Raw genomic sequence first — 15,933 nt, 5'->3', positions numbered from 1 at the left:
GATGACCGAAGTTACCTGCAAGCTGCTTGTCATCGGCGCTGGCCCCGGCGGATACACCTGCGCGATCCGCGCTGGCCAGCTCGGCATCGATACGATCATCGTCGAAGCCCAGAAGCCGGGCGGCACCTGTCTCAATGTCGGCTGCATTCCTTCCAAGGCCCTGATCCATGCGGCCGGCGAATATGAAGCGATTGCTCGTGCCGCGGAGGGGACGAGCGCGCTCGGTATTTCCACTGCAAAGCCAGCGCTCGACTTCGCCAAGACCATCGCCTGGAAGGACGGTATCGTCCGGCGCCTGAACGGCGGCGTGGCCGGCCTCCTCAAGAGAGCCGGAGTGAGGCTCATGGCCGGGTACGCTCGATTTCGCGACGGCAAAACCGTCGAGGTCGAGACGCAATCCGGCGCACAGGTGATCCATGCCGAAACGGTGGTGATCGCGACTGGCTCCGAGCCGGTTGCGCTTCCGTTCTTACCGTTCGGGGGCCGCGTGATCTCATCGACCGAGGCTTTGGCGCTCACCGAAGTTCCGGAGAGGCTTGTCGTGGTCGGCGGCGGTTATATCGGCCTCGAGCTTGGCACCGCGTTCGCGAAAATGGGGGCGGCCGTCACCGTCGTCGAGGCCGCACCACGAATTCTCCCGCAATATGATGGCGACCTGAGCGAGCCAGTCGCAAGGCGCCTAAGCGCGTTGGGAGTTACGGTCCTGACAGGGGCAAAGGCGAAAGCGCTCGTCGCTGACGGCACGGCGCTCGCGATCGAGACCGCGAGCGGCGAGCAGACGTCACTCGAAGCCGACAAGATCCTCGTTACGGCTGGCCGCAGGCCCGCGACAAGAGGTTTTGGCCTCGAGACGCTCGATCTCGACATGGACGGATCTTTCATCCGGATCGACGACCGATGCCGCACCTCGATGCACGGCATCTCGGCGATCGGCGATGTCACGGGAGAGCCGATGCTGGCCCATCGCGCCATGGCGCAAGGCGAGATGGTGGCCGAGATCATCGCCGGCCGTCGTCGCGCCTGGGACCGGGTATCGATCCCGGCTATTTGCTTCACCGATCCCGAGATTGTCACCGTCGGCCTGTCACCGGGCGAGGCAAGCGGCAAGGGTTTCGACGTCAAGACAGACCTCTTTCCGTTCAAGGCCAACGGCCGTGCCCTGACACTGGATCGGGAGGACGGTTTCATCCGAACCGTGGTGCGGGCCGACAATCATCTCTTGCTCGGCATCCAAGGTGTGGGAGCCGGGATCGCCGAGCTTTCGGCCGCTTTCAGCCTTGCGCTGGAGATGGGCGCGCGCCTGGAGGATGTCGCCATGACCATCCATGCGCATCCCACCCAAAGCGAAGCTCTTCACGAGGCTGCGCTAAGGTCGCTAGGTCACGCGATTCATATCTGAACGTGTTGCTTGATGCCGGCCTGGTGCATTGCCGCGTGCTGCTGGATCTCATCGGCGCGTGTCCGCTCCTCGTGCGCGAAGCCGGAGGAAATTACCCCTTCAACACTGCTTCGATCTCCGCACGTCGCGGCATGGCAGGCGCAGTCCCGGCGCGCGTCACCGAGATTCCCGCCGTGGCCGAACCGAAGCGCGCGGCCTCGAGCGGATCGACGCCGTCCGCGAGAGCCGCCGCGAAGCCGCCGACGAATGCATCGCCCGCGCCCGTGGTCTCGACCACTCTGCCCGCGTCAAAGGGCGGCACGTGCAGCGAGCGGTCCGGCGCGTGAAACAGCGCTCCACGCTCGCCGAGCGTGATCAGAGCTGTTCCGGCTCCCTTGGCCAGCAGCACATCTCCGGCTCGGCGAGCGCCCGCAAGGTCGCTCACGGCAATCCCGGTCAACGCCTCAGCCTCGGTTTCGTTGGGGACGACGTAGTCGCACAGCGCAAACAGACTGCTATCAAACTTGATCGCAGGGGCCGGGTTGAACACCGTGATGCTTCCTGCGGCGCGCGCGATTTCGAGCCCTCGCTGCGCTGCATCCACTGGCTGCTCAAGCTGCGTCACGAATACGCGGCTGGTCCGGATAGCATCAGCCGCCCTGTCGACATCGGCCGGGCCGATACCGCCGGCCGCCCCGGGCACCACGATGATCGCGTTGTCACCGCGCGTCTCGTGGACATAAATGAACGCGGCGCCGGTCGGGGCCTCCGTGGTCCTGGCCACGCACGGCTTGATTCCCTCGGCCTCCCAGGTCTTGATCGCAAGCTCGCCGAAGGCATCGCTACCGATCCGGGAGATGAAGCTCACGCTGGCGCCGGCGCGCGCGGCGGCCACAGCCTGGTTCGATCCCTTGCCGCCGGGTCCCATCGCAAATCCCGATCCCGCAATCGTCTCACCGATCGCGGGCATGTTGCCGGCGCGGAACGCCAGGTCGACGACAAAAACCCCAAGGACGGCGACACCATTCTTGTTCATGTCATCACTCTCCGTTCAGCCAGATGGCACACAGCGCACAGAGAACGTCGGCGTCGAGCAGCGAATCGATGCTCTTTGGCATGTTGCCTCCCTCCCTTTGTTCGAAATCGTCCGGACTCTGGCGGTCCAGGACCCGGTTGCCGTCATTATGAGGCGGCTTCTCTAGTCTCCATACGGAATCCAGATGTTCTTCACCTGCACGGCATGGCGGAGCAGGATCGGCCCCTCACTTGCGGCCTTGTCGTACCAGTCGAGCGCGAGGCCATGATCGACCAGAGTGCGCTTGAGATTGCCGATCGAGAGCCGTTCGGCTGCTTCCGAGGTGTCCTGCGATCCAAAAACCCAGAGCGCGTCGACATCGTCGTGTTCGGCAAGAACCTTCGCAAGTCCGTCGCGAGCGCCAGTGACAATATTGACGACGCCCGCCGGCACATCAGACGTCTCCAGCACCTGGTAAAAATCGGTCGCGGCGAGCGGATGCTGCTCGCTCGGCACGACAACGACCCGGTTGCCCATCGCTACCAGCGGCGCGACCAGACTGACGAAGGCAAGTAGCGGCGCCTCATCGGGACAGGCGACGCCAACCACGCCGATCGGCTCATGCATCGCGAGCGCCACACCGCGCAGCGGCGGTGCATGGACGGTCCCCTCGAATTTGTCGGCCCAGGCACCATAGCTGAACAGCCGCTCGATGCTTGCATCGATTTCGGCGCGCGCCTTTGCGCCTGATAAACCCGTCATGTCGGCGACACGCCGGGCAAACTCGTCGCCGCGTGCGGAAAGGTTCTCGGCAAGGTAATAGAGGATTTGAGCCCGATTATGCGCCGTGGTCCTCGCCCATGACTCGGCGGAGCGCGCCGCGGCAACGGCATTACGGATATCCTTGCGGTTGCCTTCGCCGGCCTCGCCCAGATGCCGGCCCTTCGGCGACAGCACAGCACGCGAGTAGTTTCCGTCGGGACGCACCTGCTTGCCGCCGACGAAAAGTTTGGCCGTCCGATCGATCGGCGGCACGCCAAATCCGGCGCCGTCGCCAGAAGCAGCCGGCAGTGGCGATGCCTTGACCCTCGCCTTGCGTCCGCTCCATGCCTTCGGCTTGAGATATTCATACATGCCTTCACGGCCACCCTCGCGGCCGAAGCCCGACTCGCGATAGCCACCGAATCCGACGCTCGCGTCGAACAGGTTGGTCGCGTTGACCCAGACCACGCCGGCCAACAGTTTCGGCGCGATGTCCAGCGCAAGACCAATCGTCTCGCTCCACACGCTGGCGGCAAGTCCGTAACGCGTATTGTTGGCAAGCATCACGGCCTCGTCGGGCGTGCGGAACGTCATCGCCACGAGCACCGGGCCGAATATCTCTTCGATCGCGACTGTTGACGACGGATGCACGTTCCAAAGCAGGGTCGGCGGATAGAACCATCCTTCCGTCGGCATCGCGCCGGACGCCTGGTACTTCTCGGCCCCTTCCCTCACCCCGGTCTCGACCAGCGAGGTGATCCGCTCGAGCTGCACCGGCGCCACTACCGCGCCCATGTCGATCGCCTTGTCGAGCGGCATGCCGACACGAAGCGTCTCCATGCGACGGATCAGTCGCTTGCGGAAGGTCTCCGCGATTCCCTCCTGCAAGAGCAGGCGCGAGCCGGCGCAGCAGACCTGTCCCTGGTTGAACCAGATAGCGTCGACGACGCCCTCCACCGCGCCATCGATGTCGGCATCGTCGAAGACGATGAACGGCGATTTGCCACCGAGCTCGAGCGTCAGGGATTTGCCGGAGCCGGCAGTCGATTGACGGATCAGCCGCCCGACCTCGGTCGATCCGGTAAAGGCGATCTTGTCGACGCCGGGATTCTCAACGAGCAAGGCGCCAGTCGCACCGTCGCCCGTCACGACGTTCAACACACCCGACGGCAGACCGGCCTCGGCCGCAAGCTCGGCGAACAGCAAGGCGGTAAGGGAGGTAAACTCTGCCGGCTTCAGCACCACCGTGTTGCCCGCGGCCAGCGCGGGTGCGATCTTCCAGGCCAGCATCAGCAGCGGAAAATTCCACGGGATGATCTGCCCGATCACACCGATCGCAACCTGGTCGGCGAATTCGCGCTCCTGCAATTGGGCCCAGCCGGCGTGATGCAGGAAATGGCGCGCGGCGAGCGGCACATCGAGATCCCGGGTTTCCCGGATCGGCTTGCCATTGTCGATCGCCTCGAGCACGGCAAACAGCCGTGCCTGACGCTGCAACATGCGCGCCAACGCATAGAGATGGCGCGCCCGGCCGTGACCGCCGAGCTTTGCCCATGGCAACTGCGCAGTGCGCGCGGCGCTGACCGCCGCCTCCACATCGGCGGAAGAGCCTTGCGCAATCCGGGCCAGCGTCTTGCCGGTGGCAGGCTCGATCGTCGTGAGGTGCTCGCCCGAATGCGGCGCGACAAATTTGCCGTCGATGAAATGCCCGAACGAGGCGTCATGCCGCGCCAGCCAGGCGCGCGCCTCACCGTCTGCCTCGGGGGCGGGACCGTATTCCATCGTCTCGAAATAATCTGCGACGCTCATCGCTGGGGTCTCATCCCACGGGGTGGCGGTTGAAGGCCGAGTAGCGACCGGTGACGTGATGCTCGAGCTGCCGCTCGATGTCGGCGAGCAGGCTCGACGCGCCGATACGGAACAGATCCGGCTCGAGCCAGTCGCGCCCCAACTCCTCCTTCATCAGGAACTGATAGTTGAGCACGTCCTTTGCCGTCGAAATTCCGCCGGCCGGCTTGAAGCCGATCCTGTGTCCCGTGCGCTCCTGATACACGCGGATCATCCGTAGCATCGCGAGCGTCACCGGCAGCGTCGCATTCACGCCTTCCTTGCCAGTGGATGTCTTGATGAAGTCGGCACCGGCCATCATGCAGACCATCGACGCCTTTGCGACATTGCGCAGCGTCTTGAGATCGCCCGTGGCAAGGATCGTCTTCAGATGCGCGTCGCCGCAAGCGGCGCGAAAATCGCGAACCTCCGCGTAGAGGGCTCGCCAATCGCCGGTCAACACATGCTCACGGGTGATGACGATGTCGATCTCCCGCGCGCCGTCCCGGACGGACGCCTCGATCTCCTTGAGCTTCAGGTCATGCGGCACAAGACCTGCGGGAAATCCGGTGGAGACCGCAGCGACCGGGATGCCGGATCCGTTGAGCGCCTCGACGGCGGTCGCAACGAAGCGATGATAGACGCAGACAGCGCCAGTATGCAGCTCGCGCGCGGCAAAGCCGAGCGCCGCGAGGAGATCGCCGCGCACGGGGGCCTTGGCCTTGGCGCAGAGGCGTTTCACCCGCTCGGTCGTATCGTCGCCGTTGAGCGTCGTCAGGTCGATGCAGGTAACCGCCTTCAGAAGCCAAGCGGCCTGCGCGTCTTTCTTGACCGTTCGCCGGCCCGGCAAGCTCGCAACACGCCTTTCGGCCGCCGATAGGTTGATCCTGATCTCGTCGACCCAATCCATCTCGAGCGCGTGGCCGCTGTTGCGCAAGACCGAGTGCGTATGCCCCTCGCCCCGCGCATGAGGCTGCACGGCTACAGCGGACGCATCCTGTATCAAGACGCTCTGCTTCATCGACGCGCCCGTGCAGTCCTAGCGAATCGACCAGATCGCCAGATAGATTGAATGAGCTGATCGCAGCATGTGATCCTCCCTGGTCCTGTCTGCCCGGGGGTTTGCCGCATGGGCGACGGATGGCATCGCTGGGATGTTCCGTTAACCCTCGACGGACAGCATGTTATAATTATAACATTTCAGCGTTGGCAAACTCACAACATTGTAAGATCATTGTCAACCGGATAAGCAAGCTCGGTGACCAAAATGGCCGAAACACCGAACGCTCGATCAAGCGAAACGCGCGTCCAGCGCCTGCAGAGACTGCGCCGCGCCGTCGAGACGAGCGGAGCGCTGCACTTGAAGGACGCGGCCGGGCTTCTCAAGGTTTCCGAAATGACGGTTCGACGCGACCTCGCCGGACCGGAGGCAGCGCTCGCTTTGCTTGGCGGCTACGTCGTCAACGCGGCTGCGCCGACCGGAATCAAGTACGCGTTCGAGCAGGAGATCGACCAGCACACCCAGGACAAGCGCCTCGCCTGCCGGTCTGCTGCCGCCTCAATCAAGGAAGGCGACACAATCTTCATCGACTGCGGCACCACGATGCAGTCGCTGGCGGACTGCCTGCCCGAAGATCTGCCGCTCTCGATTATCTGCTATTCGCTGAACGTGGCCACGATCGTCACGCGGCGACCGGCCACGCAGGTGATGCTGATGGGCGGGCTCTACCACCCGTCATCGCAGTCATTTGCATCGGACGACGGCCTTTCCTACCTGCGCCGGCTCGGAATCAACAAGGCGTTCATATCCGCCGGTGGCGTACACTGGACCCGCGGCACCAGCTGCTCCAACTTTCATGAGGTAGCGATCAAGCAGACTGTGATCGCGACCGCGATGGAGAGCATTCTGGTCGTCGATGCCAGCAAGCTCGGCAGCCTCAAGCCGGCCTTCTTCTCCGATATCGGCGCGTTTTCGCGGATCATCGTCGGCGGCTCGGCATCGTCAGACATGCGCAAGCATTTCCGCAGCCTTCCCGTGGAATACATCACCAGCGCAGCCTGATCCGGACGGGGGCTGGTTCGCCCGGATCAGGTCTGCTTGGCGATGCGCGGCCTCCTGTGACCACGCATCCCGGTCGCTCAGTTGCAGGCGGGCTTCGCCTTGTTGCAAGCGTCAGCCAGCTCCTGCGGCGGCTCCTTCTTGAAAACCGTCCGGTAGGATTCCAGCACGTTGGACTGCGTCACCGGCAGCGACTGCACACCGATCCAGCCCGGCGTTTCCTTGCCGAGCAGCGCGTTCATCATTGCCATCGCTTCCGCCACGCCCTGGTCATAGGGGCGCTGCGAGCCCGTCGCCTTCAACGGACCACCCTTGGCGATCTCGATCGCCGATTGCAGGCCGAGATCGACCGTGGTGACGGGAATGTCGATGCTCTGCGCCCGCATCGAGCTCAGCGTATCCAGCGCGGGCTGATCCCAGACGGCGAACAATCCCTTCACATCGGGATTGCCGGTGAGGAAGTCGCCCGCGATCTGCGAGACTTTCGGCGGATCGGTGAAATCGACCTGCTTCATTTTGATGTCCGGACGGTTCGCCTTCATCCATTCCCGAACGCCCTTTGTGCGCTCGTTGGTGCTGAAATAGTCGACGCCGAAATTGACGAGGCCGATGGTGCCGCCTTGCGCAACACAGGAAGCAAGGATCTGTGCCGCGATCTGGCCGTTGCCCTGGCTGTCCGCAGAGACCATCGAGGCATACTCTTCTGGGTGCTTCAGGCCGGTCGGGATGCTGTCCATCAAGACCAGTTTGATGCCGGCCATGGCGATCTTCTTATAGGTCGGTGCCGTCGCCGTGAAATCGACCGGGATCGAGATAATGCCGTCGGGATGCTGCTGGATGGTGTTCTCGATGTCGGCGATCTGCTTGTCCACCTGATATTCGGCGGATGCGACGCCCGTCACCGTGACACCGTACTTCTTCAGCGTATCGGTGATGCCCTGGATCTGGAGCTGCGACCAGTCGAGGTTGACCGTCTGCATGGAAATGCCGACCTTGAAGTGCTTCTCCTTGATTTTTGCGGCGTCAGCTTCCGACAGCGCGAGCACCTCGGGCGACGCCGCCTTTTCGCCGTGGGGCCCCTGACCGACGATCGATTTCGGTCCAAGCGTCGCGAGATCGACGCCCTTGACGCAGGTCGCAGGCACTTCGGCGCGGGCCGAGGGGACGATCGAGACGGCTGTCGCCGCGATCAGCGCGGTCAGCGGCAAGGTTTGTCGTAAGATTGGCTTCATTATTTCCTCCATTTTGGCCGCCGATTCACTGGAGGGCCGGCGGCCTTGCCCCCACCCAAGCAGCGCAATGATCCTGTGCTCATGCGCTGCGCTTTAGTCTGACTAGCGTTTCGTGAAGGCGACCGCGGCAACGATGATCGCGCCCTTGATCACGAGTTGCATCGGCGAGCTCACGCCGAGCAGCACAAGACCGTTGTTGAGGGTGCCGATCATCAGGCTGCCGAACAGCGTCCCCAGGATGTAGCCACGCCCCCCGAACAAGCTGCAGCCACCGAGGATCACCGCGGCGATGACGTCGAGCTCCATTCCCTGCACGACGTCGGGCCGCGCGGCATGTGAACGCGCCGACAGCACCAGCGCCGCGAGGCCGGCCAGCGTGCCCGTCAGGACAAAGGCCGCTGTCGTCACCCACTTGGTGTTGATTCCGGAATAGAGCGCCGCAGTCGGGTTGCCGCCGACCGCGTAGATGCGACGGCCGAACACGTTGTAGTGCAGCAGCAGGATGCCAAGGATCGTCGCGACCAGCGTCCAGGCGATCGGCACCGGTATGCCGAGGAAGGTGCCTTCGCCGAAGATTGCAAAATAGGTCTCGTTGGTGATGATCACCGGCTTGGTGTTGGTGACCATCATCGCCAGTCCCCGCGCCATGCTCAACGAGCCGAGCGTCACCAGGAAGGATGGGATCGACAGCTGTGTGGTCAGGATGCCATTGAGCAGCCCGATCAGCGCGCCGGTGCCCAGCCCTGCGACCGCTCCCACAACCCAGCTGTTGTTGATCTGGCTCATCGCGAGCGCGGCCGCCATGCCTGATAGCGCCAACGTCGATGCGACTGAAAGATCGATCTGGCGCGCGACGATGATGAACGTCATGCCCACCGCAATGATCGACACCAGCGTCGTCTGGCGTCCGATATTCAGAAAGTTGTCAACCGACAGGAACCAGGGTGAGGACAGGCTGAATACGACGAGCAGGACCACGAAGGCGATGTAGAGCATGTAGGGCCGCTCGCCCCGCAGCAGGCTATGCAGAAGCTTTCGGCGTCGGTCGGATCGGGTCGACGAGGCGACAACGTTGGGCGCGGTGAGTTCAGTCATGCGGGCAGCCCCTGCGATACGCCAGCCTGGTACATTTGAAGAAGATGGTGGAGCTCTTCGGCATCGTCGATCTCCCCGCGCATGAGCGTTCGAGCCACATGGCCATTGACGATCACGGAGATGCGGTCGCAGAGCTCGATCAATTCGACGAGATCCGACGAAACGACGAGGACGCCGGTGCCGTCGCGAACGGCATTCCGGATCACACCGTAAATTTCCTCTCGTGCGCCCACGTCGACGCCAACCGTCGGTTCGTCCAGAAGCAGCACGCGCGGTCGCGGATCGTTCCACTTTGCGAACACGACCTTCTGCTGGTTGCCGCCGGAGAGCGTCCGGACCAGGCTGGAGGCGCCCTGCGCCTTTACCGCGAGCTTGGTGATCGCGGCCGTCGCACGCTTGGCTGCGGCGCGCTGCTGCATCCAGCCCCACCGCGAGAAATAGGGAATACGCGACAGGGTGACGTTGCGCTCAATCGAATGGTCCAGGACCAGGCCCTGCACGTGCCGATCTTCCGGCACTAGCGCGATGCCCTGATCGATCGCATCGGCCGGGCTCTTCGGTAGCCATTGCCGGCCCTCGATCTCGATTGCACCGCTCTCGAGCGGCCGGAGGCCGAACGCCGTCTCGAGAATCTCCGTGCGTCCGCTGCCGATCAATCCGGCGAGGCCGTGGATCTCGCCCTTCAGCAAGGACAGATCGACGGCGCGCAGCCGGTCATTGAACACACCCGACAGGGACAACACCGGCGACGGATCGAATGCGCGCTTCGCTGCGGGCTCGGTGCGCGACGCTGCGGGCGCCAATCGATCGGTTCCGACGATCGCATTCACCAGCCGCTTCATGTCGGTGTCGGCGGTGACGAAAGTGCCAGCATTGGCCCCATCACGGAGCACTGTGACACGCTGCGAGATCTCGAAGACCTCGTTGAGCCGATGGGTCACATAGATCACGCCGACTCCGCGGCGCGTCACCTTCCCGATCGCATCAAACAGGATTCGGACCTCGTCCGACGTCAGCGACGATGTCGGCTCGTCGAGGATGAGCAGCCTCACCTCGCCCATCAGCGCCTTTGCGATCTCGGTCATCTGGCGATAGGCGAACGGCAGCGAGCCGACCGGCGCTTTCGTATCCAGGGGAATGCCGAGCTCCGCCAGGAATGCCGTGGCCTGCGCCATCAGTTCGCGCTTGCGGACAAAGCCGAAACGCATGCGTGGCTCCCGGCCGAGCAAGAGATTGTCGGCGACGCTAAGCGATTCAACCAGGCTCAGGTCCTGATAGACGACCGCGATCCCCGCCTCGCGCGATTTCGCGGGACTGTCGAACGCCACGGGCCTGCCCGCGATCTCGATCGTGCCGCTGTCGAGGGCATGAACACCGCTCAGTATCTTGATCAGCGTGGATTTTCCGGCGCCGTTCTCGCCCAGCAGCGCGTGTACCTCGCCGGCTCGCACCTCGAGATTTACGTCGCGCAGCGCACGCACTCCGCCAAAGCGCTTGTTGATGCCGTTGACCATCACAAGCGGCGCCGGGTGCCGTGCGGCAACCGAACCAGACGGCTCCAAGCTCTCCTCCGTCGTCAACCCACCGCTGGTACGATGGTGACATTTTGTTATTTTTGCAACTTCGTTTGTTATAATTCTATCAGATCGGCCGACTGTCAATGGGAGATCGCCCGGACGAGCGTCTGAGGACACGACGATCCAGCCGCACCTCACGCGGCCGTCACCATCATGCAATCGGAGAAGTATCGTCGGCATCGACATGCGGCCCACGCGCGGGCGCGGCTGGTTCGCCGTACCCGGCCTCTGCGCCACAGCTTCATTGGTTCAAGGCTTGGAGGTTGCGGGCTTCACCATGAGGAAGAGGCAGTCGACCTTACCGAAGCGGTGTCTTTCTTTGGCAAAGACGAGACGTTGAAGCTGACGTCACTTTCTCGAAGAGCGAATCGCCCTGGTCTCGAGCCTGCGCTCTGGATGACCAGACGTCCTCATTTCAGGCATCACGCTTCATGATCCATTCGACCGCTGGGCTCGGCACAAAACGCCATTTGCGTAAAGGGCCGGCCATCGCGTTGAGATAGTACATCTCGAAACCATGAGGGGCGCCGCAGGGATGGTGCCCGCGCGGAACCAGGACTACGTCGCCGTCGTGCACCGCCATCGTCACGTCGAGTTGTGAATCGTCGGTGTAGACACGCTGAACACCGAAGCCGCTCGATGGTTTGATACGATGATAGTATGTTTCCTCAAGATAGGTGATACGCGGGAAATCGTCCTCGTCGTGGCGATGCGATGGGTAACTCGACCAGTGGCCCGCAGGGGTGAAGACCTCCGTGACCAGCAAGCTGTCGCAGTAGTCCTCGTTCTCCATCGCGATATTGTTGATGTAGCGCGTATTCGTTCCCTTGCCGCGCTCGGTCAGAACAATCCCCTGTGGACCGATCCGGCGTGCCCCGTGCAGCCCCCTGCCGGGGGCAGAACACACGGCGATCGTGCACTCGGTCTCCGCCGTCGCCTCCCAAGCCGCACCGTTCGGCAGATAGACGCAATGTGGTGGCGTCTTTTCAAACACGCTCATGCGCTCGCCGAGACTCCCCCAATCCTGCCCACCGCCAGTCACGGAGGCCTTGCCCTCGACCATGACCAGGACGACCTCACGGTCTTCCGTCGCTTCCGCGGCACGCTCGCCCGGACGCAGCCGGTAGAGCGAGAAGCCGACATAGCGCCAGCCGGCCGATTGTGGCGTGATCTCATGCACCTTGCCGTGTGTGCCAAAGGGCTTGCGTAGCAATTCCGCCATGTGTCTCTCCCGACGTGCCGCACGGTCGACGGCATGACAACCAATCGTGTTACGCAAGCCCGACGCGTGCGGCAATCTCCTTGAGCGTGCAGCGGCTCGCGAACGAGGCTGTCCTGCTCGGCCTCGATGACGATCCAGCCAGAATAGCCATGTTCGGCGGCAGTCGTCAGCGCCGGCTCGAAATCGATGCAGCCTTCCGGATCGCCCGGTACCGTGAACGCTCCGCATGCGCCGCGGTCAGTCGGATCGTCTTGGTCATGCCGCCTGCTCCCGCGCCACCGCGCGCGCCTCGTCCCAGATCTCGCAGAGCCGGCGGTAGCGCCGTGCCATCTCGGCGACCGCCGCCTCGTCGGACGTCTCCCCCTTGAACCATGCCCGCGCCACCTCGCCGAAGATGGTGCGCCCCACCGCAAAGCCCTTCACCAGCGCGAAACCGGCGGCGACGCGGAAGCTTGCGGCAAGTTCAGCCTCGGGCGCATCGAGACCGAGCACGACGATGCCGCGGGTATAGCGGTCGTGCTCCTCGATCGCCTTGCAGGCGGCATCCCAGGCGGCTGCGCTCGCCAGCGGTTCGAGCTTCCACCAGTCGGGATAGATACCGGCAGCGTAGAACTGCCGGATCAGCGTCGCTGTCGTTGCATCGTCGACCGGCCCGACTTTCGAGGCCACGATCTCCAGCAGGAATTCGAGATTGTTGCGCCGCGACGCCTCAAACAGGCGCTTGACGCTCTCCTCCTGCGCGGCGCGCGTCGCAGCGTCATCGTCCGGGTGGCAGAAGCAGAGCACCTTCACGACGTTTTCGCGCGCCCACTCACCGAGAGCCCCACAGTCTGGCCCCAGCTCCGGCTCGAAGGAGAGTGGCCGCGAGCCCGGCCATTCGCAGGGCCTGCCGATCCAGAGGCCCGAACCGGAGGCGGCGTGGAGCGCGCGCCGGCCGATGCGGTTGTCGCAAAGGATGCCGTAGCCGGGCTGCCCGCCCTGCACTTCGAGCGCGGCCTCGAGGCACAGCTTCTTGAAGGCGCCCCCCTTGGCAAGCGTATAGCCGTCCATCTGCTCGAGCTGCGAGCGATGGTCGAAGGCGAACACCCGGCATTCGGACCAGTCGCCCGACCGATTGGTGGCCCAGTGGACCTGTTCGAGCTCGGTGTCGTGGCGCAGCGCCTTCACCTTGATGCCGCGGATCAGGAAGAACTGGAGCTCCTCCCAGGACGGATAGGCCGGCGTGCAGCCGTGGCGGCTGACTGCAAAGGCGCCGCACGCGTTGGCGTATTCAAGCGCCTTCGGCCAGCGCTCGTCGTCGAGCCAGCCGCGCAGCAGGCCGGCGAAGAAGCCGTCGCCGGCGCCGAGCACATTGAAGACCTCGATCGGAAATCCCGGGCCCATCTCGCCGTCGTCGAGGCTGTCGGGGATGGCGGCAGCGAAGGCGACTGCACCCTTCGCGCCGCGTTTGCAGACGAGCGTCGCCGGGGTTAGCGCACGAACCGCTCGGAGGGCCGCGACCGTGTCGGTCGAACCGCCCGCGATGTGGAATTCCTCCTCCGTGCCGACGATCAGATCGAAGATATGGAGCGTGCCCTGGAGCTTCCTGGTGACCGCCGCGCTTTCGATGAAGCGGCTTTCACCCGCGCCATGGCCGGCGAGGCCCCAGAGGTTCGGGCGATAGTCGATGTCGAGCGCGGTGCGGCCGCCGTGGGCGCGGGCGAGCCGCAGCGCCTTCAGCACGGCAGCTTCAGTCCGCGGGTTCGACAGATGCGTGCCGGTGGCGACGACCGCGCGGGCGGAGGCGATGAAGGCCTCATCGATGTCGTCCTCGGAGAGGGCCATGTCGGCGCAGTTCTCGCGATAGAAGATCAACGGGAACTGGTCCTCGTCGCGGATGCCGAGCAGCACCAAAGCGGTCAGACGCGCGGGGTCGGTCTTGATCCCCTGCACGTCGACGCCTTCCCGCTGGAGCTGCTCGCGGATGAACCGGCCCATGTGCTCGTCGCCGACGCGGGTGATCAGCCCCGACTTCAGCCCGAGCCGTGCCGCCCCGCAGGCAATGTTGGTCGGGGAGCCGCCGATATACTTGTTGAACGACCCCATATCCTCGAGCCGCCCGCCGACCTGCGCGCCGTAGAGATCGACCGAAGACCTTCCGATCGTGATGACGTCAAGTGTTTTCATGAGCCAGCTCCTTGTCAGTGGAAGAGCGACGGCCGACCCGGCATGGTGATGCGATGGACGCGCCTTCGGCCGCTTGTGCGGCGACGCAGGCATCTGAGGCGATCGCTGCGGCAGAGCCGTCCCAGGAGCTGGGACCGGAAACCGTCCCCGTCGTCGCAGCCTTTAGGAAGTTCTGAAGCTCCACGTCATAAGCGGCCACGAAACGATCCTTCCAATCGGCGAGCATAGCATTCTGCAATTTCGCGCCGAGTCGCAACTCAATCGCATCGGCTCAGGAAGGCGCGCCGTTTCATCCTCACCCACGATTTCGCACTGGATGTCATAGCCGTAAGGCAGTCGACGAGCTGACGCCCGAATCCCGGGCTGCGCCGTCTGATCCCTACGCATTGTTGGCGGTCTGCATGAGGGAGTTCAGCAGGGATCTCGTGTCTTTAATGGTCAATCCCACGCGGGGCCGCGGCGACGGCCTGCCTGGGGCAGCGCTTTCTGGAACCTCATCTCTATCAGCCGGAATCGCTATGACTGGGCAAGCGAGCTCGAACGCACCGCCAAGTGGCGTCTTGGAGTACCAGAAGTAGTTCGAGCCGAGAACAGGACATCCGGGACCTGAGTCGCAGTTGCCCCTCAACCAGACTACGCAGACGAACTTGAGTCATTCCTCTCTTGAAATGTCAGCAGTTTGGCAATCCGATTGTCGGCGCGACGGAGCCGTCGACAAAGCTCGCGGTTGATATTCTGCATGACCATCACATAGGCGTGGATATCGGCCTTGTAGTAGGCGTAGAGTTTTCCCGCCGTGAGCTCATACAGCACGGTTGGACTCTCCGCGACGACGGTAGCCGATCGGTTCTGCATTTCGATAAGCGTCATTTCACCGAAAAAATCACCCGGCTCGAGACGTGACATGCGAATGACGCGTCCCGATTCCGCGAGCTTACTCACTACGAGCTCGCCGGAGTGAACAATGAACATCGAGCGTCCCGCCTCCCCTTCCGCTACGATGGTGGCGCCGACGTCGACGCGGCGCTCGATCAGCATTGAGAGCAAGAGTTCGAGGCTCGCATCCGAGAGGCCACCGAAAAACGGTGTGGCGAGTAAGAACGCTTTCAGATCGGTTGAGCTGACAGCCATCGACCTAGTATATGCCAGCCCCCAGCGACGACAAGCGGGCCATGGCCGATCAGCAGGCCGGCTGACGTTAGTCATTGGCCTGGACCGACGTTTGGCGGCGGACCGATCAACGCCCTGTCAGGCTGCCACGCCGCACCATGTGCGCATGATCACGGACGCCCCCTTTGGCCGCCTAGTATGACTCCGGCATGCAAGGGCGAGCCTGCTCACCCGGATGTTGCCAGGAGGCGTACATGACTCAGATTTATTTCCATTGTTCCAATGCTCGGGGCGTATTGATGGATCGTCGCGGCACATTCGTGTCGGATCTGATCGAAGCATGCGAAGAGGCTACCCGCAGGGTGCGATCGCTCGTCACAGCGACCACCCTGGAAGACTGGCGTCATTGGGTCCTGCATGTCAGCGATGAGGCCGGCGACGAGATCTTCGTGCTGCCTTTCGCATTCGTGCTCGGCAAGTCGCACTGAGT

12 protein-coding genes are annotated in these 15,933 nt (G+C 63.5%); 3 read left to right on the top strand and 9 right to left on the bottom strand.

Translation table 11 applies throughout. The annotated features are described in order from the left end of the window. Nucleotide 1 precedes the first annotated feature (1 nt). A complete protein-coding gene (gene lpdA, locus Q3C01_RS36300) occupies nt 2-1,399 on the top strand; it encodes a dihydrolipoyl dehydrogenase (protein WP_458150080.1) in 1,398 nt (465 codons plus the stop codon). A 91-nt stretch (nt 1,400-1,490) separates the two neighbouring features. On the opposite strand, the gene rbsK is transcribed toward lpdA, so the two are convergent. From rbsK to deoC, 3 genes are all read right to left on the bottom strand, one after another. After that, nucleotides 1,491-2,414, bottom strand: coding sequence for a ribokinase (rbsK, locus tag Q3C01_RS36295; RefSeq protein WP_458150079.1), 924 nt, complete (start codon nt 2,412-2,414; stop codon nt 1,491-1,493). A 162-nt stretch (nt 2,415-2,576) separates the two neighbouring features. Continuing rightward, nucleotides 2,577-4,964 (bottom strand): aldehyde dehydrogenase family protein, encoded by a 2,388-nt coding sequence (locus Q3C01_RS36290; RefSeq protein ID WP_458150078.1) that lies wholly within the window; start codon nt 4,962-4,964, stop codon nt 2,577-2,579. Between the two features lie 10 nt (nt 4,965-4,974). Continuing rightward, a complete protein-coding gene (deoC, locus tag Q3C01_RS36285) occupies nt 4,975-5,985 on the bottom strand; it encodes a deoxyribose-phosphate aldolase (RefSeq protein WP_458150106.1) in 1,011 nt (336 codons plus the stop codon). A gap of 264 nt (nt 5,986-6,249) precedes the next feature. Here deoC and Q3C01_RS36280 point away from each other — a divergent pair, with 264 nt between their 5' ends. Next, nucleotides 6,250-7,044 carry a DeoR/GlpR family DNA-binding transcription regulator gene (locus Q3C01_RS36280; RefSeq protein ID WP_458150077.1) on the top strand — a complete coding sequence of 265 codons (795 nt, stop codon included), beginning with the start codon at nt 6,250-6,252 and terminating at the stop codon, nt 7,042-7,044. A gap of 77 nt (nt 7,045-7,121) precedes the next feature. Here Q3C01_RS36280 and Q3C01_RS36275 read toward each other — a convergent pair whose 3' ends face one another. The 6 genes from Q3C01_RS36275 to Q3C01_RS36250 all read right to left on the bottom strand — a co-directional run bounded on the left by Q3C01_RS36275 (nt 7,122) and on the right by Q3C01_RS36250 (nt 15,464). After that, on the bottom strand, nt 7,122-8,273 hold the full coding sequence (locus Q3C01_RS36275) for a substrate-binding domain-containing protein (protein WP_458150076.1): 1,152 nt from the start codon (nt 8,271-8,273) through the stop codon (nt 7,122-7,124). Between the two features lie 102 nt (nt 8,274-8,375). Further along, on the bottom strand, nt 8,376-9,368 hold the full coding sequence (locus Q3C01_RS36270; protein WP_458150075.1) for an ABC transporter permease: 993 nt from the start codon (nt 9,366-9,368) through the stop codon (nt 8,376-8,378). Then, nucleotides 9,365-10,930, bottom strand: coding sequence for a sugar ABC transporter ATP-binding protein (locus tag Q3C01_RS36265; protein ID WP_458150074.1), 1,566 nt, complete (start codon nt 10,928-10,930; stop codon nt 9,365-9,367). The genes Q3C01_RS36270 and Q3C01_RS36265 overlap by 4 nt, the downstream gene beginning before the upstream one ends. A gap of 430 nt (nt 10,931-11,360) precedes the next feature. Then, entirely contained in the window at nt 11,361-12,167 is an 807-nt protein-coding gene (iolB, locus tag Q3C01_RS36260) for a 5-deoxy-glucuronate isomerase (protein ID WP_458150073.1), read from the bottom strand. Between the two features lie 255 nt (nt 12,168-12,422). Next, nucleotides 12,423-14,333 (bottom strand): bifunctional 5-dehydro-2-deoxygluconokinase/5-dehydro-2-deoxyphosphogluconate aldolase, encoded by a 1,911-nt coding sequence (locus Q3C01_RS36255; RefSeq protein ID WP_458150072.1) that lies wholly within the window; start codon nt 14,331-14,333, stop codon nt 12,423-12,425. A 633-nt stretch (nt 14,334-14,966) separates the two neighbouring features. Then, nucleotides 14,967-15,464 (bottom strand): Crp/Fnr family transcriptional regulator, encoded by a 498-nt coding sequence (locus tag Q3C01_RS36250; protein ID WP_458150071.1) that lies wholly within the window; start codon nt 15,462-15,464, stop codon nt 14,967-14,969. Between the two features lie 233 nt (nt 15,465-15,697). Between Q3C01_RS36250 and Q3C01_RS36245 the strand changes: the two genes are divergently transcribed. After that, on the top strand, nt 15,698-15,931 hold the full coding sequence (locus Q3C01_RS36245; protein ID WP_458150070.1) for a DUF6894 family protein: 234 nt from the start codon (nt 15,698-15,700) through the stop codon (nt 15,929-15,931). Nucleotides 15,932-15,933: the final 2 nt, after the last annotated feature.

The sequence above is a fragment of the Bradyrhizobium sp. UFLA05-109 genome (assembly GCF_054185165.1).
The sequence above is the reverse complement of the archived record's forward strand: the minus strand, read 5'-3'. Positions and strand labels throughout refer to the sequence as shown.